Source organism: Brevundimonas sp. AC546 (assembly GCF_979258305.1).
The window spans coordinates 1,429,869-1,455,988 of sequence record NZ_OZ409849.1; the positions used below are offsets into that span (position 1 = coordinate 1,429,869).

General features: G+C 67.5%; 24 protein-coding genes. 12 read left to right on the plus strand and 12 right to left on the minus strand.

Going from position 1 to position 26,120, the window contains the following annotated elements; genetic code table 11:
* The first annotated feature begins 98 nt into the window (after nucleotides 1–98).
* From ACZZZD_RS07100 to ACZZZD_RS07115, 4 genes are all read left to right on the plus strand, one after another.
* Nucleotides 99–800, plus strand: a complete 702-nt coding sequence (locus ACZZZD_RS07100) for an HAD family hydrolase (RefSeq protein WP_463433869.1) — start codon at nucleotides 99–101, stop codon at nucleotides 798–800.
* Between the two features lie 126 nt (nucleotides 801–926).
* Complete coding sequence (locus ACZZZD_RS07105; protein ID WP_236547491.1) at nucleotides 927–1,241, plus strand: hypothetical protein; 315 nt, start codon at nucleotides 927–929, stop codon at nucleotides 1,239–1,241.
* A gap of 25 nt (nucleotides 1,242–1,266) precedes the next feature.
* Nucleotides 1,267–4,566, plus strand: a complete 3,300-nt coding sequence (carB, locus tag ACZZZD_RS07110) for a carbamoyl-phosphate synthase large subunit (protein WP_463433870.1) — start codon at nucleotides 1,267–1,269, stop codon at nucleotides 4,564–4,566.
* A 64-nt stretch (nucleotides 4,567–4,630) separates the two neighbouring features.
* A complete protein-coding gene (locus ACZZZD_RS07115) occupies nucleotides 4,631–4,915 on the plus strand; it encodes a DUF1294 domain-containing protein (protein ID WP_463433871.1) in 285 nt (94 codons plus the stop codon).
* Here the strand turns inward: ACZZZD_RS07115 and ACZZZD_RS07120 are convergent.
* Nucleotides 4,905–6,188, minus strand: a complete 1,284-nt coding sequence (locus tag ACZZZD_RS07120) for a dicarboxylate/amino acid:cation symporter (protein WP_463433872.1) — start codon at nucleotides 6,186–6,188, stop codon at nucleotides 4,905–4,907. The two genes, ACZZZD_RS07115 and ACZZZD_RS07120, sit on opposite strands and share 11 nt — an antisense overlap.
* A gap of 128 nt (nucleotides 6,189–6,316) precedes the next feature.
* Here ACZZZD_RS07120 and ACZZZD_RS07125 point away from each other — a divergent pair, with 128 nt between their 5' ends.
* The 5 genes from ACZZZD_RS07125 (at nucleotide 6,317) to ACZZZD_RS07145 (ending at nucleotide 9,125) form a co-directional block, all read left to right on the plus strand.
* On the plus strand, nucleotides 6,317–6,529 hold the full coding sequence (locus ACZZZD_RS07125; protein ID WP_463433873.1) for a cysteine protease: 213 nt from the start codon (nucleotides 6,317–6,319) through the stop codon (nucleotides 6,527–6,529).
* A 70-nt stretch (nucleotides 6,530–6,599) separates the two neighbouring features.
* On the plus strand, nucleotides 6,600–7,265 hold the full coding sequence (locus ACZZZD_RS07130) for a glutathione S-transferase family protein (RefSeq protein WP_463433874.1): 666 nt from the start codon (nucleotides 6,600–6,602) through the stop codon (nucleotides 7,263–7,265).
* A 54-nt stretch (nucleotides 7,266–7,319) separates the two neighbouring features.
* Entirely contained in the window at nucleotides 7,320–7,520 is a 201-nt protein-coding gene (locus ACZZZD_RS07135) for a hypothetical protein (RefSeq protein ID WP_159849469.1), read from the plus strand.
* 145 nt (nucleotides 7,521–7,665) lie between these two features.
* Nucleotides 7,666–8,139 carry a transcription elongation factor GreA gene (gene greA / locus ACZZZD_RS07140; RefSeq protein WP_346494833.1) on the plus strand — a complete coding sequence of 158 codons (474 nt, stop codon included), beginning with the start codon at nucleotides 7,666–7,668 and terminating at the stop codon, nucleotides 8,137–8,139.
* A gap of 2 nt (nucleotides 8,140–8,141) precedes the next feature.
* Nucleotides 8,142–9,125, plus strand: a complete 984-nt coding sequence (locus ACZZZD_RS07145) for a mitochondrial fission ELM1 family protein (RefSeq protein ID WP_463433875.1) — start codon at nucleotides 8,142–8,144, stop codon at nucleotides 9,123–9,125.
* Between the two features lie 305 nt (nucleotides 9,126–9,430).
* On the opposite strand, the gene ACZZZD_RS07150 is transcribed toward ACZZZD_RS07145, so the two are convergent.
* Entirely contained in the window at nucleotides 9,431–9,727 is a 297-nt protein-coding gene (locus ACZZZD_RS07150) for a hypothetical protein (RefSeq protein WP_463433876.1), read from the minus strand.
* Nucleotides 9,728–9,797: 70 nt separating this feature from the next.
* Between ACZZZD_RS07150 and trxB the strand changes: the two genes are divergently transcribed.
* Entirely contained in the window at nucleotides 9,798–10,805 is a 1,008-nt protein-coding gene (gene trxB / locus ACZZZD_RS07155; RefSeq protein ID WP_463433877.1) for a thioredoxin-disulfide reductase, read from the plus strand.
* Nucleotides 10,806–10,951: 146 nt separating this feature from the next.
* Here trxB and ACZZZD_RS07160 read toward each other — a convergent pair whose 3' ends face one another.
* The 4 genes from ACZZZD_RS07160 to ACZZZD_RS07175 all read right to left on the minus strand — a co-directional run bounded on the left by ACZZZD_RS07160 (nucleotide 10,952) and on the right by ACZZZD_RS07175 (nucleotide 15,644).
* Nucleotides 10,952–11,911, minus strand: coding sequence for an aldo/keto reductase (locus tag ACZZZD_RS07160; RefSeq protein WP_463433878.1), 960 nt, complete (start codon nucleotides 11,909–11,911; stop codon nucleotides 10,952–10,954).
* 69 nt (nucleotides 11,912–11,980) lie between these two features.
* Complete coding sequence (locus tag ACZZZD_RS07165; protein ID WP_463433879.1) at nucleotides 11,981–12,388, minus strand: response regulator; 408 nt, start codon at nucleotides 12,386–12,388, stop codon at nucleotides 11,981–11,983.
* Between the two features lie 64 nt (nucleotides 12,389–12,452).
* Nucleotides 12,453–14,390: a PAS domain-containing protein gene (locus ACZZZD_RS07170; protein WP_463433880.1), complete on the minus strand. Its 1,938-nt coding sequence runs from the start codon at nucleotides 14,388–14,390 to the stop codon at nucleotides 12,453–12,455.
* A 75-nt stretch (nucleotides 14,391–14,465) separates the two neighbouring features.
* Nucleotides 14,466–15,644: a cell wall hydrolase gene (locus ACZZZD_RS07175; RefSeq protein ID WP_463433881.1), complete on the minus strand. Its 1,179-nt coding sequence runs from the start codon at nucleotides 15,642–15,644 to the stop codon at nucleotides 14,466–14,468.
* Nucleotides 15,645–15,940: 296 nt separating this feature from the next.
* Here ACZZZD_RS07175 and ACZZZD_RS07180 point away from each other — a divergent pair, with 296 nt between their 5' ends.
* Nucleotides 15,941–19,120, plus strand: coding sequence for a PAS domain S-box protein (locus ACZZZD_RS07180; RefSeq protein ID WP_463433882.1), 3,180 nt, complete (start codon nucleotides 15,941–15,943; stop codon nucleotides 19,118–19,120).
* A gap of 62 nt (nucleotides 19,121–19,182) precedes the next feature.
* Here the strand turns inward: ACZZZD_RS07180 and ACZZZD_RS07185 are convergent, their stop codons facing one another.
* Together ACZZZD_RS07185 and ACZZZD_RS07190 are read right to left on the minus strand one after the other, a co-directional pair.
* Nucleotides 19,183–19,539, minus strand: a complete 357-nt coding sequence (locus ACZZZD_RS07185; protein WP_463433883.1) for a DUF6481 family protein — start codon at nucleotides 19,537–19,539, stop codon at nucleotides 19,183–19,185.
* 247 nt (nucleotides 19,540–19,786) lie between these two features.
* On the minus strand, nucleotides 19,787–19,972 hold the full coding sequence (locus tag ACZZZD_RS07190) for a hypothetical protein (protein WP_463433884.1): 186 nt from the start codon (nucleotides 19,970–19,972) through the stop codon (nucleotides 19,787–19,789).
* 449 nt (nucleotides 19,973–20,421) lie between these two features.
* Here ACZZZD_RS07190 and ACZZZD_RS07195 point away from each other — a divergent pair, with 449 nt between their 5' ends.
* The gene (locus ACZZZD_RS07195) at nucleotides 20,422–21,573 is read left to right on the plus strand and encodes a cell wall hydrolase (RefSeq protein WP_463433885.1); all 1,152 of its coding nucleotides are present in this window, start codon (nucleotides 20,422–20,424) and stop codon (nucleotides 21,571–21,573) included.
* A gap of 27 nt (nucleotides 21,574–21,600) precedes the next feature.
* Here ACZZZD_RS07195 and nadC read toward each other — a convergent pair whose 3' ends face one another.
* From nadC to nadA, 4 genes are read right to left on the minus strand one after another with little or no spacing between them, the layout of a single operon-like run.
* Complete coding sequence (nadC, locus tag ACZZZD_RS07200) at nucleotides 21,601–22,467, minus strand: carboxylating nicotinate-nucleotide diphosphorylase (protein ID WP_463433886.1); 867 nt, start codon at nucleotides 22,465–22,467, stop codon at nucleotides 21,601–21,603.
* A gap of 43 nt (nucleotides 22,468–22,510) precedes the next feature.
* On the minus strand, nucleotides 22,511–24,025 hold the full coding sequence (locus ACZZZD_RS07205; RefSeq protein ID WP_463433887.1) for an L-aspartate oxidase: 1,515 nt from the start codon (nucleotides 24,023–24,025) through the stop codon (nucleotides 22,511–22,513).
* Nucleotides 24,022–24,879: a metalloprotease gene (locus tag ACZZZD_RS07210; protein WP_463433888.1), complete on the minus strand. Its 858-nt coding sequence runs from the start codon at nucleotides 24,877–24,879 to the stop codon at nucleotides 24,022–24,024. The genes ACZZZD_RS07205 and ACZZZD_RS07210 overlap by 4 nt, the downstream gene beginning before the upstream one ends.
* Nucleotides 24,880–24,937: 58 nt before the next feature.
* A complete protein-coding gene (gene nadA / locus ACZZZD_RS07215; RefSeq protein ID WP_463436097.1) occupies nucleotides 24,938–26,053 on the minus strand; it encodes a quinolinate synthase NadA in 1,116 nt (371 codons plus the stop codon).
* Nucleotides 26,054–26,120 lie beyond the last annotated feature (67 nt).

A 26,120-nucleotide genomic window follows, 5' to 3' on the forward strand; every position in this document is an offset into this window, starting at 1 on the left:
ATGGACGGCATCTGACGCCATACGCCCCCTCCGCTCAAGTCACGACTGGGCACTGATCGCGTCTCCCCTCCTCGTTCGTCCCATGATAGGGGCGCGGCATGAGCATCACCACGGTCGGCCTCGATGCCGACGACACCCTCTGGCACAACGAGACGATCTTCCGCCTGACCCATGCGCGGTTCGTCGATCTGCTGGCCGAACACGGCGACGAACCGACCATCGAGGCGCGTTTGGCCGAGACCGAACAACGCAACCTGCGCCTCTATGGCTATGGCGTGAAGGGCTTCACCCTGTCGATGATCGAGACGGCGATGGAGCTGACCAACGGCGAGGCCCCGCCCCATGTCGTGCGCGAAATCCTGGCGGCGGGCCGCGAGATGCTGGCCCATCCCGTCGAGACCCTGCCCGGCGTGGACGAGGTCATCGCCGAACTGTCCGAGAAATACCGCCTGGTTTTGATCACCAAGGGCGACCTGCTGGACCAGGAACGCAAGCTGGCCGCCTCGGGCCTGGGCGAACGGTTCACCGCCGTCGAGATCGTATCCGAAAAGGACCGCGCCACCTATGACCGCGTCTTCACCCGCCACGGCACGGGCGCGGCCGAGGCCGTCATGGCCGGCAATTCCATGAAGTCCGACGTCCTTCCCGCCATCGCCGCCGGCGCCTTCGGCGTTCACATCCCCTACGCCGTCACCTGGGCCCACGAACTGGCCGACGCCCCGGTCAACGAGCCCCGCTACGTCTCGCTGTCCCGCATCGCCGAACTTCCCGACTGGATCGCGGCGATCGCCGACGCATAAAGTCTTGCCCCCTCGCCCCTCCCTCTCTAAACGGGCCGCTTAACCGACAAGCAGACGTGAGCGTCGCAGGGCCAGGCTCTGCGGGGACTTCTCGCGCGCGTAGAGAACGAAGGACGACGCAGCCCCTTGGACGCCTCGGACATCAGTCATGACGAACGCGACGCCATGGTGCGCGCGGCGCTGGCCGAACAAGGCGACAGCGGCGTGACCCCGCGTCACACGCGATTCTACTTCTATGGCGAAGGCGACCACGGCGACCTGAACGAGGTCGCGCGTCGCGCCGGCTTCCTGACCGGCGGCGCCGACGATTCCACAACACTTGAGACCACCATGGCGGTGGACGAGGCGTCGTTCGCCGCGACCTCCGCCATGATGCAGACCTGGGCCGCAGCGTTTCAGCTGGACTACGACGGCTGGGACTGCGCGGTCGTGACCCATTAGCGTTCAATAAGAAGAAGAGCTGGCGATGCCCAAGCGCACAGACATCAAGTCCATCCTCATCATCGGCGCCGGCCCGATCGTCATCGGCCAGGCGTGCGAGTTCGACTATTCCGGCGTTCAGGCGTGCAAGGCGCTGAAGGCGGAAGGCTACCGGGTCATCCTGGTCAACTCGAACCCCGCCACCATCATGACGGACCCCGAGGTGGCCGACGCCACCTATATCGAGCCGATCACGCCCGAGATGGTCGAGAAGATCATCGCCAAGGAACGCCCCGACGCCCTGCTCCCCACCATGGGCGGCCAGACGGCGCTGAACACGGCCCTGGCCCTGGACGCCTCCGGCGCCCTGACCAAATACGGCGTGGAGATGATCGGGGCGAAAGCCGACGTCATCGACAAGGCCGAGGATCGCCAGAAATTCCGCGACGCCATGGACAAGCTGGGTCTGGAAAGCCCCCGCTCCAAGGCCGCCCACTCGATGCAAGAGGCGCTGGACGGGCTGGAGTTCGTCGGCCTGCCCGCCGTCGTCCGTCCGTCCTTCACCCTGGCCGGCACCGGCGGCGGCATCGCCTTCAACCGCGAGGAGTTCGAGGAGATCGTGCTGCGCGGCCTCGACCTGTCGCCGACGACCGAGGTCCTGATCGAGGAATCGGTGCTGGGCTGGAAGGAATACGAGATGGAGGTCGTCCGCGACACGGCGGACAACTGCATCATCATCTGCTCCATCGAGAACATCGACCCGATGGGCGTCCACACGGGCGACAGCATCACCGTCGCCCCCGCCCTCACGCTGACCGACAAGGAATATCAGCGGATGCGGACCGGCTCGATCAACGTCCTGCGCGAGATCGGCGTCGAGACCGGCGGGTCGAACGTCCAGTGGGCCATCAACCCGGCCGACGGCCGCATGCTGGTGATCGAGATGAATCCGCGCGTGTCGCGCTCGTCCGCCCTGGCGTCCAAGGCCACCGGTTTCCCCATCGCCAAGGTCGCCGCGCGTCTGGCCGTCGGCTACACCCTGGACGAACTGACCAACGACATCACCCAGGTCACGCCGGCCTCGTTCGAGCCGAGCATCGATTATGTCGTCACCAAGATCCCGCGCTTCGCCTTCGAGAAATATCCGGGTTCGGAGCCCCTGCTGGGCACCTCGATGAAGTCGGTGGGCGAGGTCATGGCCATCGGCCGCACCTTCCAGGAATCGATGCAGAAGGCCCTTCGCGGGCTTGAGACCGGCCTGTCGGGCTTCGACGAGATCGAGATCGACGGCGTCGCCGGATCCGAGGATGACGCGACCGCTCGCGCCGCCGTCGTCCGCGCCCTGGGCATCCCCACCCCCGACCGCATCCGCGTCATCGCCCAGGCCTTCCGCCACGGGCTGACGGTCGAGGAGGTCAACGCCGCCTGTTCTTACGAGCCGTGGTTCCTGCGCCAGATCGCCGACATCGTGCGCGAGGAAGGCCATGTGCGGGTCAAGGGCCTGCCGGCCGATCCAACCGAGTTCCGCCGCCTGAAGTCCAAGGGCTTCTCCGACGCCCGCCTGGCGCAACTGACCGGCGCGACAGAAAAGAACGTGCGTCTGGCCCGTCGCGGCCTGAACGTCCGCCCGGTGTTCAAGCGGATCGACACCTGCGCCGCCGAGTTCGCCTCGGCCACCGCCTATATGTATTCGACCTATGAGACCGGCGCCCTTGGCCAGATCCCCGAGTGCGAGTCCGAGCCGACCAACAAGAAGAAGGCCATCATCCTGGGCGGCGGTCCGAACCGGATCGGCCAGGGAATCGAGTTCGACTACTGCTGCTGCCACGCGGCCTTCGCCTTCGACGACATCGGCGTCGAGTCGATCATGGTCAACTGCAACCCCGAGACCGTCTCGACCGACTACGACACCTCCGACCGCCTGTATTTCGAGCCGCTGACGGCCGAGGACGTGCTGGAGCTTATCGAGGTCGAAAGATCAAATGGCACGCTGATCGGCTGCGTCGTTCAGTTCGGCGGCCAGACCCCGCTGAAGCTGGCCCATGCGCTGCAAGAAGACGGCATCCCGGTGCTGGGCACATCGGTCGATTCCATCGACCTGGCCGAGGACCGCGAGCGCTTCCAGCAGATGCTGGAAGGCATCGGCCTGCGCCAGCCGCCCAACGGCCTGGCCCGTTCGGCCGAGGAAGCCGCGCAGAAGGCGGAAGAGGTCGGCTATCCCGTCGTCCTGCGCCCCTCCTATGTCCTGGGTGGACGCGGCATGATGATCGTCCATGACCGCGAGCAACTGGACCGCTACGTCCATGAGGCCATGCGCGTCTCGGGTTCGGACCCCGTCCTGATCGACCACTATCTGAACCGCGCCACCGAGGTGGACGTGGACGCCCTGTGCGACGACGAGACGGTCTTCGTCGCCGGCGTGCTGGAACATATCGAGGAAGCCGGCGTCCACTCGGGCGACAGCGCCTGTTCCATGCCGCCCTGGTCCCTGTCGGCCGAGACGGTGGCCGAGCTGAAGCGCCAGACCACCGAAATGGCCAAGGCCCTGAAGGTGCGCGGCCTGATGAACGTGCAGTTCGCCATCGAGGAGCCGCACAGCGCCGAGCCCCGCATCTTCGTGCTGGAAGTGAACCCGCGCGCCTCGCGCACCGCGCCCTTCGTGGCCAAGACCATCGGCCAGCCGATCGCCTCCATCGCCGCCAAGGTCATGGCCGGCGTGCCGCTGAAATCCTTCGGCCTGGCCGACAAGCCCTACGACCATATCGCGGTCAAGGAGGCGGTCTTCCCGTTCGCCCGCTTCGCCGGGGTCGACACCATCTTGGGCCCGGAAATGCGCTCGACCGGCGAGGTCATGGGCCTGGACTGGAAGCGTGACGGCGAGGCCGACATGGCCCCCGCCTTCGCCCGCGCCTTCGCCAAGGCCCAGATCGGCGGCGGCACCACCCTGCCGACCTCGGGCTGCGCCTTCATCTCGGTCAAGGACGAGGACAAGGCCTTCATCGTCGATGCAGCCAGGACGCTTCTGGCCGAGGGCTTCAGCCTGATCGCCACCGGCGGCACCCACAGCTACCTGGTCGAACAGGGGCTGGAGGTGAAGCTGGTCAAGAAGGTGCTGGAAGGCCGCCCGCACATCGTGGATGCCATGAAGAACGGCGAGGTCCACCTGGTCTTCAACACCACCTCGGGCAAACAGTCGCTGCAGGACAGCTTCTCCCTGCGCCGCACCGCCCTGATGATGAAGATCCCCTACTACACTACCACCGCCGGCGCCCTCGCCGCCGCCCAGGCCATCGGCGCCATCAAGGCCGGCGACCTGGATGTCCGCCCGATCCAGGACTACGCCTGACGTTTACGAAATCTCCGATTTCCGGCCGCACGCTGCGAACGCGTAGCGGCCGGAAACCAGGGACATGCCGATCTCCAATCTCGACCTCGCCCTGATCGCCATCCTGTGCGCCGAAGTCCTGGGGTTCGTCGCCTTCGCCAGGGACAAGCAAAAGGCGAAAGCCGGCCTGTGGCGCACGCCGGAGGCGACCCTGTTGCTGTTCGGCCTGATCGGCGGCCTGGGCGCCTGGATGGCTCAGCATCTGCTCCGTCACAAGACGCGCAAGGAACCGTTCAGGACGCAGTTCGGCCTGGTCGTCGTCCTGCACCTGATCCTGCTGGCGGCCGGCGCGGCCTTGGTCAGTCTGTAGCGGGATCGTCCTCACCCGCCACGATCCGGGTCGCGGCCAGGTCGGCGGTGACGTTGCCGACGGTGCGGAAGATGTCGGGGATGACCTCGACCGCCAGCAGCAGGGGCAGCACGCCCAGCGGCAGGCCCATGGCCAGGCAGATGGGGCCGATGGCGGCGAAGAAGCTGACCTGACCCGGCAGGCCGACCGAGGCGATGGACACGGCGATGGCCGTCAGCCCTCCGGCGATCAGCACGCCGAGGCTCAGTTCGACCCCATGCAACTGCGCCACATAGAGGCAGACCGCCAGGTTGGCGACCGGACTGGTGATGCGGAACACCGCCACCGCCAGCGGCAGGACCAGGCCCGCCGAGGTCTGGGGCACGCCCAGCCAGTCGCGCGCCCGCTCGATCATCACCGGCAGGCTGGCCAGCGACGACTGGGTCGAGACGGCGACGACCTGGGCCGGGGCCACGGCGCGGGCGAACCGGGCCAGCGAAATCCGCCCCCAAATGACCGCCACGAAATAGGTGATCAGGATCAGGCCGATCTGGCTGAGGCAGACGATGGCGACATAGTGGGCGAGCGTCCCCGCCACCCCCAGCCCGGCCCGCAAACCGACGCCCAGCGCCAGGGCGAAGACGCCGAACGGCGCGGCCAGCAGCACCCAATGGACGATCACCACCATGGTCTCGGCCACCGCCTCGAAGAAGCCGGCCAGCGGCCGGCGCAACTCCGTCTTGATCCGGGTCGCCGCGAAACCGAAGGCGACGGCGAAGACCACGACCGCCAGCACCCCGTCGTCGGCCGCCGCCTTGACCACATTGGCGGGCGCCAAACTGGCCAGGAAGGCGCGCAGGCCATCCGTTCGCGCCGCCTCGCCCACAGTCGCGAGAGACTCGGTCGTCACCCCCGCAAGCAGCCCCCGCCCCGCCTCCGGGTCGATGGGCCAGATCGCCAGCAGGCCCAACCCGGCCAGGATCGCATAGACCGTCGCCCCGACCAGCAGCACGCCGAACACCACCAGCGACCGCACGGCGATCCGCCCCGTCGCGGCCGCATCGGCGATGGAGACGATGCCGGTCACCAGCAGGCTGAACACCAGGGGAATGACGGTCATCCGCAGCGCATTCAGCCAGACCTGCCCCAGGCTCTCGACCACCCCCAGCGCCCCGGTCAGCCAGGCCGCCTGCGCGCCCTGCGCCAGCGCCCCAACGACCACGCCCGCGACCAGGGCCGCGATGACAAAAAAGCTCAACGATGTGAAGAAGGCGGCAAGGCGAGATTGGCTCATGCTCTAGGGCTAGCACCGCTTTTCGCGGCGCGCGCGCCAAACCTTCTGTCGGCCCTCTTCAGTTCATGTCGCCGCAGGGCGGACCCCGACGCCAGACGGCGCGTTAGACGGCGAAAGGAGCTTCGCCAATGTCTCGTCTGCACAAACTCGTCCCCATCCTCGGCGGCCTGCTGCTGTCCAAGGGCGGTCGCCGCGTCGCCGGTCGCCACGCCGGCAAACTGGCCCTGGCCACCCTGGCCTATGAAGTCTGGCGCAACCGTCGCGAAGGCGCCAAGCCTCAGGTCACGCCCAAGCCTTCGCCCGAGCCGCGCGCGCGGTGGAGCGGTCGTCGCCCGCGATAGGGCTCGACTTCCCCCTCGACTTCTTGGGCGGCGATGCGAATAGTCGCGCCTCGACGCCTGGAGCCGCCCGATGATCAAAGTCCACCACCTGAACGACAGCCGCTCGCAACGCGTCCTGTGGCTGCTCGAAGAGCTTGGCCTGGACTATGAGGTGGTACGGTATGAGCGCAACGCGGGCAATCGGCTCGCCCCGCCCGAACTGCTGGCCATCCACCCGCTGGGCAAGTCCCCGGTGATCGAGGACGGCGGGGTCAAGGTCGCCGAGACAGGGGCTATCGTCGAATATCTGCTCGACACCTACGGCCAGGGCCGACTGCGGCCTGCGGCAGGGACAGAGGACGATCGCCGTTTCACCTATTGGCTGCATTACGCCGAGGGGTCGGCCATGCCGCCCCTGCTGCTGAAACTGGTGTTCGGCATGCTGCCCCGCCGTGCGCCCGCCCTGCTGAAGCCGCTGGTGAAGAGCATCGCCAACAAGGCCCTGACCAGTTTCGTCGACCCCCAGCTCAAGACCCACGTCGGCTTTTGGGAAGACGAACTGGGCCGGTCGGAATGGTTCGCGGGCGATCAGTTCAGCGCCGCCGACATCATGATGAGCTTCCCCGTCGAGGCCGGCGCCGACCGGGCGTTCGACGCCACCACCGAGCCGCGCCTGAAGGCCTTCCTGGCCCGCATCCACGCACGACCCGCCTATCAGCGCGCGTTGGAACGCGGCGGCCCCTACAGTTACGCGTGATCGGATCGTGATCGGGGCGACGCAACCCGGCGTCACCCAGGACGTTAATGGACCATGCGTCTTCAAACCATTCAGATCGTGGCCGGACTTGCAGCGGCCGTCGCCTTCATCCTGGCCTTCATGGCTGCAGGAGCCGCCCTCGTGTCGGGCCTGTTCATGCTGGCCGGCCTCGCCGCCGTCGGCTGGCTGGCCTACAGCCTGATCAAGGGCGTCCTGCGTCGCGATCCCAAGTCGGAGCCGCCCGCCCGAGCCTGATATTTCATCGGTCGGGCGACCTGCTCTTGAAAACCTGAGCGGGAAACCCTAGTATTGATGCCCGGCCGCGCCCGCCCCGCGGCCTTTTGTGTGCCTATCTCGCGTCATTCCAGTTTCCGGGCGAACCAGAAAAATCACGACACCAATGGAAAAAGTGCCGATGACGGGCGAGGGCTACCGTGTCCTCGACGATCAACTGAAGCAATTGAAGTCGGTCGAAAGGCCAAGCGTCATCGCGGCCATCTCCGAGGCCCGCGAACATGGCGACCTGTCCGAAAACGCTGAATACCATGCCGCCAAGGAGCGGCAGGGCTGGATCGAAGGCCAGATCGCCGACATCGAGGACAAGATCAGTCGCGCCCAGGTTATCGACGTGTCGAAACTGTCGGGCAGCCAGGTCAAGTTCGGCGCCACGGTCACCGTGGTCGACGAGGACACCGAGGACGAGGCGCGCTATCAGATTGTCGGCGAACACGAAGCCGACGTGAAGAAGGGCAAGGTCTCCATCGCCTCGCCCATCGCCCGCGCCATGATCTCCAAGGAGGTCGGCGACGTCGTCGAGGTCAACACCCCCGGCGGCGTGAAGGCCTACGAAATCCTCAAGGTCGAGTGGAAGTAACGATGGCGGCGGGGGCTGCGTCAGCGCGCCCCCTCTCCCTCTGGGTCGTCTCCGACGGCCGCGCCGGCATCGAGAACCAGGCGCTGGGCCTCGCCGAGGCCGTTCAGCGCCTGACCCCGGCCGAGATCGCGATAAAACACATCCGCTGGCGGACGCTGTTCGACCGCCTGCCTTCGGCGTTGAAGACCCCGGCCATGCTGGCGTCCGCGCCGTTGACCGCCCCATGGCCCGACCTGTGGATCGCCACCGGCCGCTCCACCTTACCCCTCTCGACCCGCGCCAAGGCCTGGAGCGGCGGGAAGACCTTTGTCGTCCAGACCCAGGATCCGCGCTGGGCCAACGATCGCTACGACCTGATCGTGTCCCCCGCCCATGACGACTTGTCGGGCGACAATGTCTTCGAGATCACCGGCTCGCCTCACCGCATCACGCCGCAGCGGATCGCCGAGGCCGCGCCCGCCTTCGCCGACCGCATCGCCCCCCTGCCCCATCCGCGCGTCGCCGTGCTGATCGGCGGCAAGTCCAGGGCCTTCGACCTGCCCGAGGCGCACGCGGCGGACCTGGCGGATCAGATCGCGGACGCCGTGCGGGCGTCGGGCGGCTCGCTGATGCTGACCTTCTCGCGCCGCACGCCGGACGAGGCCAAGGCGATCATGACCGCTCGCCTGTCGGACCTGCCCGGCTGGATCTGGGACGGCGCTGGCGACAACCCCCTGTTCGGCTTCCTGCATTTCGCCGACCACGTGCTGGTCACCGAGGACAGCGCCAACATGGCTGCCGAGGCCGCCTCGACCGGCAAGCCGGTCCACGTTCTGCCGATGATCCCGCTGAAGTCCGGCGACAAGTTCGCCCGCCTGCACGACGACCTTCAGTCACGCGGCGCGACCCGCCCGTTCGATGGCACGCTGGAGAGTTGGACCTACGACCCTCTGGCCGAAACCGACCGCGCGGCGCGTGCGGTGCTGGAGGCTATGCGGGCGCGATAATCTCGTTTTTCGTCATCCTCCGGCGCGCAGCGACCGGGGGATACGGCGGCGCGCGTAAGCGCGAACCTGTCGCGAAGCAAACGTCCAACAGTTCGCAGCGGACGCATCGCCTTCGGCGCCGCTGGCTCCCCCGGCCTGCGCCGCAATCGGCTTGCCGGAGGATGACGAAAGAGGACATCGGCGCCCTCACCCACGTCCGATCCTGACGCAAGCGTGACCTAGCGTGCATTCCTAGAATGGGAGACGCCCTAAGAATGATTCGCAGAAATCTGCACTAAAGTGCACTCAAAAAATTAGAGTGGCGTTCAGTCGCCCCCACCGCCGCCATCGCCGCCCCCGTCCGAGCCCCCGTCATGGCCGCCCTGGTGATGCGTGTCTGAGGGCGGAATGACCGTGCCGCCGCTACCGTCCGACCCATCGCCCTTCTTCGTCTTGGTGTTGGCATTCACCGCCCCCATCAGCGCCACGCCAAGGCCCGAGCCGATGGCCGTGCCCAGGGCGAGACCCAGGCCGATGTTGTCCAGCGCGACGCCGAGCGCCACCCCCATCGATACGCCCATGCCGATTCCGATCGGCAAAAAGGCCGCGCCCTTGTTCGTCATCCCCATCTCCCCCTTCTCGTCAGGCGAGACTAGCATCGCGCAAACGGGAATCACTGCCTAAATAGGGGCCATGACCCAAGCTCGTACCGTTCGCGTCGCCATCATCGGTTCCGGCCCCGCTGGCTGGACCGCCGCCATCTACGCCGCCCGCGCCTCGCTGAACCCCGTCGTCATCGCCGGCATCCAGCCCGGCGGCCAGCTGACCATCACCACCGACGTCGAGAACTATCCCGGCTTCGCCGACACCATCCAGGGCCCGTGGCTGATGGAGCAGATGCAGGCCCAGGCCCTGCACGTCGGGACCGAGGTTATCCACGACATCGTCGTCTCCGCCGACCTGTCGCAACGCCCGTTCAAGCTCAAGCTGGACGGCGGCGACGAGATCCTGGCCGAGACCATCATCATCTCCACCGGCGCCCAGGCCAAGTGGCTGGGGCTGGAGAGCGAGGCCGCCTATCAGGGCTTCGGCGTCTCGGCCTGCGCCACCTGCGACGGCTTCTTCTATCGCGGCAAGGAGGTCGTGGTCGTCGGCGGCGGCAACACGGCCGTCGAAGAGGCGCTGTTCCTGACCAACTTCGCCTCCAAGGTCACGGTCATCCACCGCAAGGACGAGTTCCGCGCCGAGAAGATCCTTCAGGACCGCCTGTTCGCCCACCCCAAGATCGAGGTAATCTGGAACGTGGCGGTCGAGGAGGTCGTCGGCGTGGTGGACGGCATCGCCAGGAACGTCACCGGCGTCCGGCTCAAGAACGTCCAGGACGGCTCGACCCGGGAAATCCCCGCCGACGGCGTCTTCATCGCCATCGGCCACGCCCCGTCGTCCGAACTGTTCAAGGGCCAGCTGGAGACCAACTCCGGCGGCTATCTGCGGGTCAAGCCCGGCGCCGCCTCGACCGAGATCGAGGGCGTCTGGGCCGCCGGCGACGTCACCGACGACGTCTATCGCCAGGCTGTCACCGCCGCCGGCATGGGCTGCATGGCCGCCCTCGAAGTCAGCCGCTTCCTCGCCGAGGAAGACCACGCCAAGGCCCACCACCCCATCAGCCACGCCGAGGCGGAGAAGATCGGGGTCTGGTGACCCCGACCCTATAAGCCCGTCATCTTAGGCCTTGTGCCTAGGATCCATAGACTCCGTTGAAGACGGTGCGCACGCTTTCGACACCGGGCGTATGGATCCTCGGGACAAGCCCGAGGATGACGGGATCGAATGGAGCAGGAGCCTGATTAATAGGCCGACGCCTCCGTCAATTCCGCCACATCCTCCTCCGAGAGCGTCAGGGTCGCCGCCTTCAGCGTGTCGGCCAGCTGTTCGGTGGAGGTCGCGCTGACGATGGGTGCGGTCACGCCGGGCTGGGCCAGCAGCCAGGCCAGGGCGACCTGGGCCGAGGTGGCTTCGTTCTTCTGGGCCACGGCGTCCAGGACGGCCAGGATGCGCACGCCCCGCTCGTCGAACTTGTCCTTCAGCATCCCCTCGCGCTTGGTCCCGGCGATCTGATCGACGGTCTTGTATTTGCCGGTCAGGAAGCCGCTTTCCAGACTGAAATAGGTGATGACGCCCAGGCCCCGTTCGACCGCCAGCTCCTGCAACCCACCCTCGAAGGTGTCGCGGCTGTAGAGGTTGTAGTGCGGCTGGATCGTCGCATAGGCGGCCAGGCCTTCGCGGTCCGAGATCGCCAGCGCCTCGCTCACCTGTTCGGCCGAATGGTTCGACGTGCCGATGGCGCGCACCTTGCCGGCCTTCACCAGCTTGTCGAGCGTGCGAAGCGTCTCTTCCTGCGGCGTCTTGGGATCGGGCCAGTGGGTCTGATACAGGTCGATATAGTCGGTCAGGAGCCGGCGCAGCGACGCCTCGACCGCCGTCTCGATCCATCCCGGCGACAGGTCGTTGTGGCCCTGGCCCATGTCCGACCCGACCTTGGTCAGGATCTTGACGTCGTCGCGCCGACCGCGCGCCTTCAGCCATTTGCCGATGATGACCTCGCTCTCGCCGCCCGAATGGCCGGGAAGCCAGCGGGAATAGGCGTCGGCGGTGTCGATGGCGTCGAACCCGGCTTCGACGAAAGCGTCCAGCAGGGCGAACGACGTCGCCTCGTCGGCCGTCCAGCCGAATACGTTGCCGCCGAATACGAGCGGCGCAATCTCGAGGCCGCTGGAGCCGAGCTTGCGTTTAGTCAGGATGGTCATGGGAGGTCTCCTCGTGGGGAGCCCTCGACATATGCCGCATCGCAGCGACCGCAACCGCGTCGCAAGCGGTTAAGCGAAGAGTTGAAGACCTGGCGGCGCGTATTCGACCGGCTCGCCCTGGCGACGGCGCAGGGCGTAGTCCACGGCCGTCTGGACCGCATGCTCGTCGGTGGGCTTTGACAGCACGCCGATTGTGCCGGCGACGCCGTCGCGCACCATCCCGGGGTTGGCCGTCATGAACAGCACCGACACACCCATATCCTGGCCCAGCTCGCGACCCAGGTTGATGCCCGTGGGGCCATCGGACAGGTGGATATCGACCAGCGCCAGGTCCACGTCATTCTCGCGCACCAGATCGCGCGCGGCCTTTGCGGTCGCGGCGACGCCCAGGACGTCATATCCCAGATCTTCCAGTACGAAACGTAGCTCCATCGCAACCAGGGCTTCGTCTTCGATGATGAGGATACGCGCGGTCATGGGTTAAGGCTTGTGCTCGGGAGCGTACAGAACGCGAGTTGACCCAATAGGTTTCAACATATCTCTAATTTCTAAGATCATTTGCGGCTCGCCGCCGCGAAAGGGCTGTTGCCGGCAGATCGACGACGATCTTCAAACCCTCAGGCCGCCATTCACGGTCCAGCCGTCCGCCCAGTTGGCCTTGCACCGACAAGGTGGCCAGGGAGGAACCAAAGCCAGTTCGCTCAGGCTCGCCCGGCACGGCAGGTCCACCGGTTTCGGTCCAGGTCAGGACGAAACGGTCCTCGTCACGTGCGGTGAGGAGGGCGATCATGCCGCCCTTCTCCGACAGGGCGCCGTACTTGGCCGCATTGGTCGCCAGTTCGTGGAACAGCAGCGCCACAGAGGTCGCCGCCTGATCGTCGAACACGGCGTCGTCGCCCTCGATCCGGACGCGCGGCCTACCCGTTTCGTCGGCATAGGCCCTGAACAGATCCGACAGGAAGGAATGCAGGGTCGTCGCGCCGATGGTGGTCTTGGATGTCTCGGTGTGCGGCCGCACGAACTCGTGCGCGCGGGCCAGTGCGGCGATCCGGGTGCGCAAGGAGGCGGAAAACGCCTTGGCCTCGGGGTACTGGCGCGCCGACAGGGCGACCAGGGCCGTGATCACCGCGAAGATGTTCTTGATCCGGTGGCTCAGCTCCTGGCTGACCAGCTCGCGGCCCTGCTCCAGCTTCTTCAGCTCGTCGATGTCGGTCAGGGTGCCGAACCAGCGGGTAATGTCACCCCGGTCGTCACGGATCGCCAACGCCCGCCCCAGCGTCCAGCGATATGCGCCGGAATGGTGCTTCAGCCGGTATTCGATCTCATAGGGCTCGCCGGTTTCCAGCGAATGTCGCCAGACTTTCCAGGCGCGGTCCTGGTCGTCGGCATGGAACATGTCGTTCCAGCCCTCGCCGTCGGTCGAGCCTGCGGGGACGCCCGTGAACTCGTACCAGCGCGCGTTGTAGTAATCGTGGAACCCGTCGGGCAGGGTCGACCAGACCATCTGCGGCATGGCGTCGGCCAGAACGCGGAAGCGGCTCTCGCTCTCGCTCAGCGCACGCGCCGTTTCGGCCAGATGGGTTTCGATCCTCTTGCGCTCGGTGATGTCCACCGCGATGCCGGGCAGCCGCACCGGCGTCCCGTCCGCATCGAAATAGACCTGGCCGCGCGCCAGAACCCAACGGATGTCCTCGTCGCCGAGCACGCGATATTCGCTGACGAAGGCGCCGTCGCTCGACATGGCGCGCTCGATTTCGACGCCCAACGCCTCGGCGTCGTCGGGATGGACGTGGGCGGTGAAGGTCGCGATCGGCGCGCCGAGACGCGCAACCTCGGGATCGACCCCGTACATCTGGGCGAAGTGGTCGTCGGAGACCACGCGGTCCAGCAGGATGTCCCAGTCCCAGGCGCCGACATAGGCCGACGCCTCAACCGCCAAACGCGCCGTCTGGTCGCTGCGATCGCGCTGCAACAGGGCGCGACGCAGTTCGAGCTGGCTCATCACCTGGCCCGCCAGAGTGTTCAGCGCCATCTCCTGCAACTCGGTCAGCCCCTCGGGACGCGGCTCGGTATCAAGGACGCACAGGGTGCCCAGCGGCAGGCCGTCCTTCGTCTTCAGCAGTCGACCGGCATAGAATTGCAGATGCGGCGCCGCGGTGACCAGGGGATTGCAGTTGAACCGGTCGTCCAGGGTCGCGTCCGGCACGACCATTCCGTCCTGCTGCAACAAGGCTTTAGCGCAGAAGGAGGTCGCCAGCGGCGTCTCGCGCACGCCGAGGCCCGTCTCGGCCTTGAACCATTGGCGATCATTGTCGATCAGGTTGACGACCGCGATCGGCGCCTCGCAGATTCGCGCAATCAGAGCGACCACGTCGTCGAAAGCCGCCTCTCGGTCCGTATCGAGGATGCCGTAGCTGCGCAGAGCCTGAATACGTTGGGCTTCGTCCCACCTAGGACAATCGACTTCGGGGTGGGTCAAGCAGGCGTCCTCTTAGAACCGGTTATGTTCGGGCCGACATCAATGCACAGCCTGTCGGCGCGTTGCATGGCGACGTCAGTTCGCCGGGCGGCCGACTTCTTCCACATCCATCGTGGTGACGCCAGCGGGTGCGGGCGTCGGGGCCTTCGGCGGCGACGGACGTTCCAGCGCGGTCAGGCGGGCGTTGATGGCGGCGACCTCGTCACGCGTCGGCAGGCGGCGTCCACCCAGGCTGACTACCCCCACGACACGCTGCTGACCATCGACCTCGACGGTGCGCAGGGGCGCGTCCTTGGCCAAGGCGTCGGGGTCGGGGCCGCCGGTCGCGGCGCCGGCGGCGATGGCGATGCGGGGCCGCGAGAAGCGCGCCTCGTCGATGACCGGCTCGCGGCCGTTGTAGACTTTGCGGAAGGCGGCGGTCTCGCCATAGACGCCCTTCCACCGATAGAAGATGTGCGCGCCGATCTGCGTCACCTTGGCCACCGTCGGCGCCCACCAGGGATGCACATAGTCGGCGTGATAGTGGGTGGCGGTGCCGACTTGCTGGGCGACCTCGCCGTTCAGCGCCTTTTCCGCGACCTTGCGCGCGCGTTCCCAAGCCCAGCCAACCGGCGCCTGGGCCAGCGAGCCGTCGCAGGTGAAGCTGAACTGGCAGCCCGTGGTCCGCTCGGCGCCCTCGAACACCACGCCGCAGACGGTGTTGGCGTAGTTGGGATCGCGCACCCGGTTCAGCACCACCTGGGCCACGCCGGCTTGGCCGTTATCCGGCTCCAGCGCCGCCTCGAAATAGACGGCCTGGGTCAGGCAGCGCAGGGCGCGACGACGGTCGTCGGCGCTGCCCTTGAACACGAAAGGCATTGCAGGACGCAGCGCGCCGGACGCCGGGGCCATGGCCGCATTCAACCGCTGAGCTTCCAGCCCGCTCTTGCCCGGTTCCAGGCCGGGCTTGCCCGCCAAGGTCAGGCTTTCCCAGCCCGGCGTCAGCCCATAGAGGGCCGGCTGCAACAGATTGGGGTCATGACGCCTGGCCGTGGCCAGTTGCGAGGGAGTCAGGCGACCCTTGATCGCCGCCAGTCCGCCCTCGCCCAGATCGCCGCCGGTGATGCGCGACACCGCCTCGGCGGTTCGGTTGACGTCCGGACGCACGCTGGACCCCGCCGCCATGGCGACACCCAGCACCGCGCCGGCCGCAGGCAGAGCCGCCGCCGAACGCCGCAGCGCCTTCCACATCGTCTTCCATGGCAACAGGGTCATTCACCGTCCACAGCCGCGATCAGCGCAATCGCCTCTCGCTGAGACCGCGCATCTATTCGGACTTATAGGCCATTTTCCGGCAATCCGACCGTCGGTATCGCGACCCCGGCTGCGCGACAGGGGTGGTCGCTCGAAACGCAAGATGTAATGCTGCGTTCCAACGTCGCGAGATCACAACTCGGCCGGGGAAGCGGAACAGGATGAGCGAAGGCGCGGCCGCACGGCGCATCGCAAGCAGGGATCGATGGCTGCTCCAGCTTGCGCGTTTGTCAGCCCGATCGCCGCTGACGCGCGTGATGATCGGCGTGGGATTCGCGCTTGCGGGTCTGATCGTTCGCGCCGCCGCCTCCACTCTTTACGGCGAGGTGACGGGCTTCGCCATTCTGTTGCCGGCGGTCAGTTTGGCGGCGCTGGCGGGCGGGTGGACCGGCGCCCTGACCGCCCTGGTCTTCTGCACCGCAGGCGGATGGGCCGTCGTCGGGCTGACGACGACCGGCAAGGACGGAATCCTCAGCGCCATCGGCTGGGTCGCCACCGCGAACTTCGTCGTGGTGGGTCTATTCATTGCCTTCATCGGCGCCTCGTTGCGCAACACGCTGTCTCGGCTGAGTGAGAGCGAGACGCGGTTTCGCCTGCTGGCCGACACCGCGCCGTCGCCGATCTGGCTGCTGGATGCGAACGGCGAGTTCGAGTTCGTCAATGCGGCGGTCTTCGCCCTGCACGGCCTGACCGTGAAGAACTTGCGCGACGGCGGCTGGAAGGCCGCGGTGCACCCGGATGACCTGGAGAAGGTCAAGGCGACCGAAGAAGCGGCGCTGGCCGATCGCCAACCCTATCAGATAGAGGCGCGGATCAAGGGGCAGGACGGCGTCTGGCGCTGGATGCGAGCGATCGTGCGACCGCGCTTCGACGGCCAGGGCGTCTTCCTGGGCTATGCGGGCATCTCGTTCGATGTCACCGAGGCACGCGAGGCGCTGGACGCCGCCGCGCGCGCCGAACGTCGCCAGGCGTTTCTGCTGGATCTCAGCGACCGCCTGCGCGACCTGACCGATCCCGAAGAGATCATGGCCGAGGTCGAGGGCGCCCTGGGGGCCCTGCTGGACGCCGACCGGGTCGGCTATGGCGAGGTCGATCAGGCGGCCGGCTTGGTCTCCATGAGCCGAGACTGGACCGCCGGCGTCGCCAGCGCCCAGGGCCAGTTCAGCCTGAACGCCTTTGGCGAGGGCCTGATCACGGATTTGGCGGAAGGCCGCACGATCCAGATCGAAGATGTCCGCGAGGACTCGCGCACCGCCGCCGTCGCGGACGCCTTCGACGCCATCCAGACCCGCGCCCTGATTCGCGCTCCGTTGATCCGTGGCGGGCGTCTGCGCGCCTTTCTCTATGTCCATTCCTCGACGCCGCGCCTGTGGACCGAGGCCCAGGTCGATCTGGTCGAGGAGGTCGCGGCTCGCACCTGGGCCGAGGTCGAGCGCGCCCGCGCCGAGACCGAGACCCGCGAGAGCGAGCAGCGTTTCCGCGCCATCGCCGATACGGCGCCGGTCCTGATCTGGGTCACGCAGCAGGATCGCGCCCGCGCCTTCGTCAACCAGGCCTATGTCGATTTCTACGGCTCTGACTATGAGACGGTGCGCACCCTGGACTGGCGGGATGTCCTGCATCCCGACGATCACGCCCGTATCCTGGCGGAGTCCATGTCGGGCGAAGAGACCCGGGAGCCCTTCTCCCTGGAAGCCCGCTATCGCCGGCATGACGGCGAATGGCGCTGGCTGAAGTCCTTCTCGCGGCCCCGGCTGAACGGATCCGAAGTCGTCGGCTTCGTCGGCGTGGCCTTCGACGTGACCGATATGCGCGCGGCCCAGGCCAGGCTGGAAGAGTCCGAAAACCGCTTCCGCACCGTCGCCGACAGCGCGCCGGCCCTGATCTGGATGAGCGACGACGCCGCCCAGATGGTGTTCGCCAACAGGCGCTATCGCACTTTCTTCGGGGTCGAGGCCGACGGCCATCTGCCGGATAGCTGGCGCGGCCTGATCCACCCCGACGACGAGGGCGTCTTCGTCGGCGCCTTCATGCGCGCCTTCGAGGCCCGTGATCGCTTCGAGGCGTTAACGCGGGTCAACCACCCCACGCTGGGACCCCGCTGGCTGCGCACCGAAGGGGTGCCGCGCTTCGACGCCTCGGGTCTGTTCCAGGGCTATGTCGGCGCCTGCCTGGATGTGACCGACGCCAAACGCGCCGAGGACGACCTGAAGCGCATCAACGAACTGCTGGCGGAGCGGGTCGACGAGGCCCTGATCGAAAAGGCCGAGGCCGAGGCCCAGCTGGTTCACGCCCAGCGGATGGAAGCGGTCGGACGCCTGACGGGCGGGGTGGCGCACGATTTCAACAACCTGCTGACCGTGGTGATCGGCGCCTTGGACATCATCCTGCGCAGCGAGGATCCGGCCAAGCGCAAGAAGCTGGGCGAGGCGGCCCTGGCGGCGGCGCGGCGTGGCGAGAGCCTGACACACCAGTTGCTGGCCTTCTCGCGGCGCCAGGCCCTGAGGCCCGAGCCGATCGACCTGAACGCTCTGATCCGCGAGAGCGAACCCCTGCTGCGTCGCGCCGTGGGAGAGGCCGTGGACTTCAAGGTGAAGCTGAAGCGCGGCGGCGCGCGCGCCAATGTGGACCCGGCCCAGTTCGAGGCGGCGCTGCTGAACCTGATCGTCAACGCCCGCGACGCCCTGGGCGACGTGATGGGCGCAAAGAGCCGCCACGCGCGGATCACTGTCCAGACACGGGCCTGCTCGGTCGAGGCTGGCCATGTCGCAGAACTGCCGCCCGGCGACTATGTCTGCGTCGCCGTGTCCGACAATGGCGAGGGCATGTCGCCCGAGATCCGGGACCGGGTCTTCGAACCCTTCTTCACCACCAAGGGCGTCGGCAAGGGCACAGGCCTGGGCCTGAGCCAGGTCTATGGCTTCGCGCGCCAGTCGGGCGGCGGCGTCCATATCGAATCGGAGGCGGGACAGGGGGCCGAGATCTGCCTTTATCTGCCGCCCCTGTCCGTCGAGGATGCGGTGGCGGCGCCGGTCGCGGCGTCAGGGGGCGAGGCCCCTCTGGTCGAGGGCGGACGGTTGTTACTGGTCGAGGATGATCCCGGCGTGGCGGCCGTGGCGCTGGAAATCCTGGAAGGCTTCGGGCTTGAGGTCGATTGGGCCGAAAATGGCGACGACGCGCTGAAGTTCCTGCACGCGGACGGCTTCGACGTCATGCTAACCGATGTGGTCATGCCCGGTGGCATGAGCGGGGTGGAGCTGGCCCGCGTAGCGGGGGTCCAATGGCCGGAGCTGCGGATCGCCCTGACCTCGGGTTATGTCGGCGAGGATGTGGATGCGGTGCTGGCCGACACGACCTGGCCGCTGCTGCGCAAACCCTATTCGTCCGACCAGTTGCGCGCCCTGCTGGAGCGACTGAGCGCCGCGCCGATGACCTGACGCCCAAAGAAAAACGCGCCGCAGAGCTGCGACGCGTCGATCTTTTCAGCAGGAGCCGTGGCCTAGCGGCGGGCCTTGCGCGCGGCGTAACGGGCGTCGCGCTTTTCCTTCTGCTCTTCCTTCGTCAACTGCTTGCGCGCCTTGCGGTCGGCGCGCTTCTCGGCGTCGATCGCTTCCTGAGCGGCGAGGTCGGCAGCCATGCGGGCGGCGTCCTTCTCGGCCTTCTCACGGCGCTGTTCAGCCTTGGCCAGCTCGTGTTGTTGACGCAGGGCTTCCTTCTCGGCGGCGCGCTTCTCGGCCAGCCGATCGAACTCGGGGTCGGGCGCAGCGGCCTTCGGCTTGAATTTGGCGAGCAGCGCCTTCTTGGCGTCCTGCTGGGCGGTAATGCGGTCGGAAAATCCGGTCTTCAGATCTTTCATGCGAAAGCGTCAGGGTTCCTTGTGAGCGGCCAGGGGCGGCCGTCGGGGGTCAGGCGGCGAAAAACGCGCATCCCGAAGCGGGGCGCACAAAGCCGATAACCGGGCGAAAATCAAGGTTCGCCCCCTGGAAATCGATCCTGCGCGTCATTTGGCGTGCGACGGGGTCGCCATCGACACGCCTTGTCTAAGTAGGTCGCGCCCGCCCGATGGCAAGGGCCGCCATCCGAACGGCGCGACTGGCTTTGGGTCAGTTCGGCTTTTGCGCCTGACCCACGGCGGTTCCAGCGGCGCCGCCGACGGCGGCGCCCACAGGGCCGCCCACGACGGCGCCGGCGATGGCGCCGCTGGCGGCTTTCTGTTCGACGGTGGCGCCGCATGCGGCCAGGGTCAGGGCAGAGGCCACGGCGGCGGCCAGGATGAGGGTTCGGGTCATGGTGCTTCTCTCCAAAAGGCCAAGCTTGAACGCGAACGCCCCATCGCGGTTCCGGCCTTTCGCTTTAGTAGCTATTTCGCGCGCTGTCACAATCTTGAACAGACCAAGACAACGCCTTTAGTCCGCTGCACCGCAACACGCCGATCTGCGTGCAGATTCTGTGTAACCGAATACAGTATTCGATAGTTCGATTATGCCCGATGCGCCGGATTTCGGCCACAAGCCGCCAACCATCTGAAAAATATCTAGTCGTTTCGCCGCCTTAACCATCGGATTGCGAATCGAACACAATGAGGCCATAAAAGGCTGGCTAAAGGCCCGTCCTCGACGCCCGGGCCACTGAGCCGAGCGCCGGAAATTGCAGGCTGGAATGCGACCGCAGAGTCGCCTCGCCGGCAAGACTACCCCCGGGGGCCGCGTTTCTCGCCCTGCTGAACAGGACTACCTCGTTGTCGCATTCCTCGCAGACGCGCGCCCTTCTGCGCGCCGATCGTGTGGCCAAGATCAAGCCCATGACGGCCGCCGCAGCATTCGGCGGTCTGGTGGGACTGGCGATCGGATGCGCCTATCTGGGCGGCACGGCTGCGCGCGCGACGACGCTGCGCGCCCAGGCTGAGCGGATTCAGGGCGCGACCGCTGCTGGTTTCACCGAAGAGGCGCTCGCCGCCGCCGCCGGCGGTCTGGACGCCAGCGCCCTGACCATAGCGCGTCGCCACGATCCCTATACCAGCGCCGGCTCGGCCCAGCGCGACCGCCAGGCCGAACTGCTGGCCGCCCGTCTCGAACAACTGCGTACGCCCGGCGACGCCAATCTGCGCCGCGCCAGCCTGACCGCCCCGACCGCCGCCCGCCCCTTCCAGATGGCCAACGCCCTGGACGCCAGCCGCGATCTCGATTGCCTGACCCAGGCCGTCTATTATGAAGCCCGCGGCGAAGGCGGCGACGGCATGAAGGCCGTCGCCCAGGTGGTCCTAAACCGCGTGCGTCACCCCGCCTTCCCCAAGACCGTCTGCGGCGTCGTCTTCCAGGGCGCGGCCCGCAGCACCGGCTGCCAATTCTCCTTCACCTGCTCGGGCGTGATGCGCGGTCGCGTCAACCAGGCCGCCTGGAACCGCGCGCGCACCGTCGCGTCGGACGCCATGTCCGGCGCGGTCTTCGCCCGCGTCGGCAACGCCACCCACTTCCACACCACCGCCGTCGCGCCGGGCTGGCGGTCGTCGCTGATCCAGGTCAGCCAGGTCGGCAGCCATCTGTTCTATCGCTTCGGCGGGCGTTCGGGCTCCAGCGGCGCCTTCACCTATGCGGCGCGGCCTTCGGCCCCGACGGAACAGCCGCGCCTGATCCAGGCCGGCCTCAACCCGGTCGAGACCGCGCGTCAGGCCGGACAGGCCGTGGCCTATACGATGGTGCTGGCGCAGGAAGGCCGATCCCTGCCGGCTCCGGCCGCCCAACCGGCGACGCCGCCACGCCCGGCCGCCGCGACGACCCCGGCGCCGACCGCCGCCCGCGCCGCCAACGCCCAGCCGGCGTCGCGTCCCATGCGTTCTGCCGAAGCCCCCGCCAAGACCGACATCGTCGAAACAGCCTCCAGCCCCGCCTGATCGGCCCAGGTCTGGAGGGTCTGGCGCCTAGAGCGCGTCCAGGCCGATGTCGAGCACCGGCGCCGAATGGGTCAGGGCGCCGACCGAGATCACGTCGACGCCGGTCTCGGCGATGCCGCGAACGGTTGTCAGATCGACACCACCCGAGGCCTCCAGCACGATCCGCCCGGCGACGCGGGACACGGCGGCCCTGAGGTCGTCGAGGCTGAAGTTGTCCAGCATGATCACGTCGGGCGCCGCGCCGTCGTCGATCAGGGCCAGGACGGCGTCCAACTGATCCAACCCATCCACCTCGACCTCGACCTTCATCAGGTGCGGGGCGAAGGCCTTGGCCCGCCGTACGGCCTCGGCGACCCCGCCGCAGACCGCTACGTGGTTGTCCTTGATCAGGATGGCGTCATCCAGACCGAAGCGATGGTTCATCCCGCCGCCACAGGCCACAGCGTGCTTCTCCAGCGCGCGCAGGCCCGGCGTGGTCTTCCTCGTATCCGCGATCCGCGCCCGCGTTCCCGCGACCGCATCGACATAGGTCCGCGTCAGGGTCGCCACGCCGCTGAGCCGCCCGACCAGGTTCAGCGCCGTCCGCTCGGCCGAGAGGAAGGCGCGGGCGTCGGCCTCGACCACCGCCAGCAATGCGCCGGCGTCAAAGGCGTAGCCGTCCCTCAGCCGCAGATCGACCGAGGCCTTCGGGTCCATGGTCAGCACCGCCAGCCGCACACAGTCGATCCCCGCCAGCACGCCCGGCTTGCGCGCTGCGAACGCTGCTTTCATGCGCGCGCCCTCGGGGATGCAGGCCATGGCGGTCACGTCGCCCGCCCGGCCCAGATCCTCGGCCAGAGCCATGCGCACGACGGGGTCGATCAGGACATCGGAAAGAGCGCGCATCACAGGCATTAAATCCTCCCCCGCACTGCGAGGGAGGATTGATGATTACGTCTCATTCCGCCGCCTCCAGCGCCGCCGGGCACGTGATCCGCACCCGCGTATGGTCGGCGCGCGCCGCCGTCTGAGGATAGTCGGAACGATAATGACCGCCTCGGCTCTCGCGCCGATCAAGCGCCGCCTGGGCGATCAGCCGCGCCGCCAGCAGGACGGCCGCCGGTCCGTGCTGGACCTCCAGCCGGTCGATTAGGGCGATCAGAGCCGACAGCCCTGCCGCATCGCGCACCACGCCCGCATGAGCCGTCATCGCGGTCCGCAGTTCGGCCACCGCCGCCTCTGGCAGGTCGGGCGTTATCTCGACCGGCGCAGGACGGCAGCCCCCTGTCTCCAGGGCCGCCGCCACGCCTGCGCCCCGACCAAAGGCCGCCGCTTCGAGCAGGGAGTTGGAGGCCAGCCGGTTGGCGCCGTGCACGCCCGTCGCCGCGCATTCTCCGACCGCATAGAGGCCCGGAACCGTGGTGCGTCCGTCCGCGTCGGCGGCGATCCCGCCCATGTGATAGTGGCAGGCCGCCATCACCGGAATGGGGCTGATGCGCGGGTCCAGACCGCTGCGCATACAGGCGGCGAAGACGGCCGGAAACTCGTGCGGGAAGGTCTCGCCGATGGCCGTGCGCGCATCCAGGAAGGCGCCCCTCCCCTCGGCCCGTGCGGCATGGACCGCCCGCGCCACCACGTCGCGCGGCTTCAAATCGGCGTCGTCGTCGGCCCCCAGCAAGAACCGGCCCTGCCCATCGATCAGCCGCGCGCCCTCGCCGCGCAAGGCCTCTGTCGCCAAGGGCGCGGGGTCCAGGCCCACGTCGATGGCGGTGGGGTGAAACTGGACGAACTCGGGATCGAGGATTTCCGCGCCGGCTCGCGCGGCCAAGGCCATCCCCTCGCCCTTCAGCGCCGCCGGGGTCGTGGTGGCCGCGAAGAGGCCGCCCGCACCGCCGGTGGCCAGCACGACCGCCGTCGCCGTGATCTCGACCAGACGCCCGCCGCGCACGACCACTGCCCCGACCACACGGCCGTCGGCCTCCTGTACCAAACCCTTCAGCCGCGCGTCGTCCCACACCTCAATCCGCTTCTCAGCCCGCACGGCCGCGACCACGGCCGACAGGATGGCCCGTCCCGCGCCGTCGCCGCCGACCCGCGCAACGCGGGGAACGGAATGGGCCGCCTCCAGGCTGACGACAAAACCGCCGTCCGCATCCCGGTCGAACGGCGCGCCCAGAGCCGCCAGCCATTCCACCGTCTCGCGCCCGGCGTCAGTCAGGGCGCGCGCCGCGACCGGCTCGACCAGGCCTGCGCCCGCCGCCTCGGTGTCCCGTGCATGGCGTTCGGCTGAATCCTGCGCCGTCAGGGCCGCCGCCATCCCCCCCTGCGCCCAGGCGGACGAACAAGCGTTCAGCAACGGCTCGGGCGTCGCGACCAAGACCTTGGCCCCTGCTTTGGCCGCCTCCAGCGCGGCCGACAGCCCCGCCAGGCCTGCGCCGACGATCAACGGTCCGTCATGCCGCGTTCGGTTCATCCGCGCACTCCCAGATAGTTCAGGCCCAGCCGCACCGCCTCGGCTGGATCACCGCCGGTCATCGGCATCAGGGCGCCGACGGCCGCCGCCGCGCACACCGCCAGGGTCAGCAGATAAAGCCCCAGGCTCTTGCCCGCCTCGGACCAGCTCAGCGTGCCCCAAGCCGCGCGCCAGACGCCGCGCCGGTAATGCTGAAATAGCGACAAAGCCAGAAAGACCGCCAGAAATGGCCGCCCCGTCGTTACGCTCCACCACAGCACCAGCGCTCCAATTGCAAACAAGACGGTCTGTTCCAGCCGGGGATGCACCTGGGTCAGCACCGGTCCCAACGCCTTGGAGCCGTCCAACGGCGGGGCTGGGACCAGGTTGACCAGATTCAGCATGGCGATGAAGAAGGCGCCTCTCAACCACTCCCCCTGCCCTGTCGCCATCCAAACGCCGACGAAGGGGATCATAGCCAACAGCCCAAACACTGGGCCGGCGAGAGACACCAGCACTCCGTGCCATTCGCTGTCGGGTTCGCGCCGCGCTTGGGCCAGTCCGCCCAAAAACGGAATGATGTAGATGCGCGCCGGCCCCATGCCGAGCTTGTTCATCGCCAAGGCGTGTCCCGCTTCGTGGACGAACAGGCCGATCAAAACCGCCCCGGCCGCAATAACGCTGTGGGTAATCGCCCAGAGAAAGCCGCCCATCAGGGCCGTGGACAGCAGCGCCCAGACCAGACTCTGGTCCTTCTCGACGGGGGTCTCGACAGCGGCGCGCTCGACCGGCGCCTCGCGCATGGCGGCGGTTTCGGGCCGAGTATCCCAGGGACCGGGGGCGGGCGTCGGGTTTGGGGTGTCGGTGTTGCTCATGGCGTCCAGATGGGCGCGGGCGTCCTTCCCGTCGCCGGGACCGATCGCCGCGTCACGCTCAGATCAGCTCCACATCGACGTGGTGGCGCGCCTTGACCAGGTCGTAGCGCGCGGGAACGGCGGGCGGCGGCAGGTCGATCATCCGCTGCACCGCCAGGCGTCCGCGCTCGATCATATCGGCGGGCACCGTGACCTCGAACTGCATGTGCAGCAGGCACTCGTGGATATTCTGAAGCGTGATCCGCTTCATGTGCGGACAAAGGTTGCACGGGCCGATGAACTGCACCCCCGGCACGTCTCCGGCGACGTTCGAAGCCATCGAACATTCGGTGATCAGGACCACCTGTTTGGGCCGGCGCGTCTCGACATAGTCGGTCATCGCCGCCGTCGATCCGGCGAAGTCCGCCGCCGCCAGCACGTCTTCGGGGCATTCCGGGTGGGCCAGGATTTCGGCCCCCGGATAGGCGGCGCGCATCTCGGCGATGTCATCCACCGTGAACCGCTCATGCACCTCGCAGCGGCCCTTCCAGGCGGTAATCCCGACCGTCGTCTGGGCCGCGACATTGCGCGCCAGATATTCGTCGGGGATCAGGATGACCCGGTCCACGCCCCATTCCTTGGCCGCCCATTCGACCACCTGAACGGCGTTGGCGCTGGTGCAGCAGATGTCGGTCTCGGCCTTCACATCGGCCGTGGTGTTCACATAGGTCACGACCGGCAGGCCCGGATAGCGCTGCTTGATCAGCCGCACATCCGCCCCCGTGATCGACGACGCCAGCGAGCATCCCGCCCGCAGGTCGGGGATCAGCACGGTCTTCTCAGGGCTCAGGATTTTGGACGTCTCGGCCATGAAGTGAACGCCCGCCTGGACGATCACCTTGGCTGTCGAAATCGATGCTTGCTTGGCCAGGCCCAGGCTGTCGCCGACATAGTCGCCGACCCCGTGGAAGATCTCGGGCGTCATATAGTTGTGCGCCAGGATGACGGCGTCGCGCTCGCGCTTCAGCCGGTTGATCTCGCTGATCAGCCGCGCCTGTTCGGGCCACTCGAGCGGCGTGACGTGGTCCTTGACCTTTGCCCACACGCCGGCGGTTTCCCGCTCCAATTCCTTCGTCAGACCAAAGGCGCCGTCAGCCATGATCATCTCCCATACCCTTATGCTCAATGTTAGCATAAGCAGGAACAATGTAGGCCGATGCGGACGCGGTGCAAGAGGGATTGTTAGTCGGCCAGCTCGAACA

Bases quoted from the DNA above. Each gene is read 5' to 3' on its own strand.
- ACZZZD_RS07100 (WP_463433869.1), top strand. From the start codon at position 99: ATGAGCATCACCACGGTCGGCCTCGATGCCGACGACACCCTCTGGCAC.
- carB (WP_463433870.1), top strand. From the start codon at position 1,267: ATGCCCAAGCGCACAGACATCAAGTCCATCCTCATCATCGGCGCCGGC.
- ACZZZD_RS07115 (WP_463433871.1), top strand. From the start codon at position 4,631: ATGCCGATCTCCAATCTCGACCTCGCCCTGATCGCCATCCTGTGCGCC.
- ACZZZD_RS07120 (WP_463433872.1), bottom strand. From the start codon at position 6,188: ATGAGCCAATCTCGCCTTGCCGCCTTCTTCACATCGTTGAGCTTTTTT.
- ACZZZD_RS07125 (WP_463433873.1), top strand. From the start codon at position 6,317: ATGTCTCGTCTGCACAAACTCGTCCCCATCCTCGGCGGCCTGCTGCTG.
- ACZZZD_RS07130 (WP_463433874.1), top strand. From the start codon at position 6,600: ATGATCAAAGTCCACCACCTGAACGACAGCCGCTCGCAACGCGTCCTG.
- ACZZZD_RS07135 (WP_159849469.1), top strand. From the start codon at position 7,320: ATGCGTCTTCAAACCATTCAGATCGTGGCCGGACTTGCAGCGGCCGTC.
- greA (WP_346494833.1), top strand. From the start codon at position 7,666: ATGGAAAAAGTGCCGATGACGGGCGAGGGCTACCGTGTCCTCGACGAT.
- ACZZZD_RS07145 (WP_463433875.1), top strand. From the start codon at position 8,142: ATGGCGGCGGGGGCTGCGTCAGCGCGCCCCCTCTCCCTCTGGGTCGTC.
- ACZZZD_RS07150 (WP_463433876.1), bottom strand. From the start codon at position 9,727: ATGACGAACAAGGGCGCGGCCTTTTTGCCGATCGGAATCGGCATGGGC.
- trxB (WP_463433877.1), top strand. From the start codon at position 9,798: ATGACCCAAGCTCGTACCGTTCGCGTCGCCATCATCGGTTCCGGCCCC.
- ACZZZD_RS07160 (WP_463433878.1), bottom strand. From the start codon at position 11,911: ATGACCATCCTGACTAAACGCAAGCTCGGCTCCAGCGGCCTCGAGATT.
- ACZZZD_RS07165 (WP_463433879.1), bottom strand. From the start codon at position 12,388: ATGACCGCGCGTATCCTCATCATCGAAGACGAAGCCCTGGTTGCGATG.
- ACZZZD_RS07175 (WP_463433881.1), bottom strand. From the start codon at position 15,644: ATGACCCTGTTGCCATGGAAGACGATGTGGAAGGCGCTGCGGCGTTCG.
- ACZZZD_RS07180 (WP_463433882.1), top strand. From the start codon at position 15,941: ATGATCGGCGTGGGATTCGCGCTTGCGGGTCTGATCGTTCGCGCCGCC.
- ACZZZD_RS07185 (WP_463433883.1), bottom strand. From the start codon at position 19,539: ATGAAAGATCTGAAGACCGGATTTTCCGACCGCATTACCGCCCAGCAG.
- ACZZZD_RS07190 (WP_463433884.1), bottom strand. From the start codon at position 19,972: ATGACCCGAACCCTCATCCTGGCCGCCGCCGTGGCCTCTGCCCTGACC.
- nadC (WP_463433886.1), bottom strand. From the start codon at position 22,467: ATGCCTGTGATGCGCGCTCTTTCCGATGTCCTGATCGACCCCGTCGTG.
- ACZZZD_RS07205 (WP_463433887.1), bottom strand. From the start codon at position 24,025: ATGAACCGAACGCGGCATGACGGACCGTTGATCGTCGGCGCAGGCCTG.
- ACZZZD_RS07210 (WP_463433888.1), bottom strand. From the start codon at position 24,879: ATGAGCAACACCGACACCCCAAACCCGACGCCCGCCCCCGGTCCCTGG.
- nadA (WP_463436097.1), bottom strand. From the start codon at position 26,053: ATGCTAACATTGAGCATAAGGGTATGGGAGATGATCATGGCTGACGGC.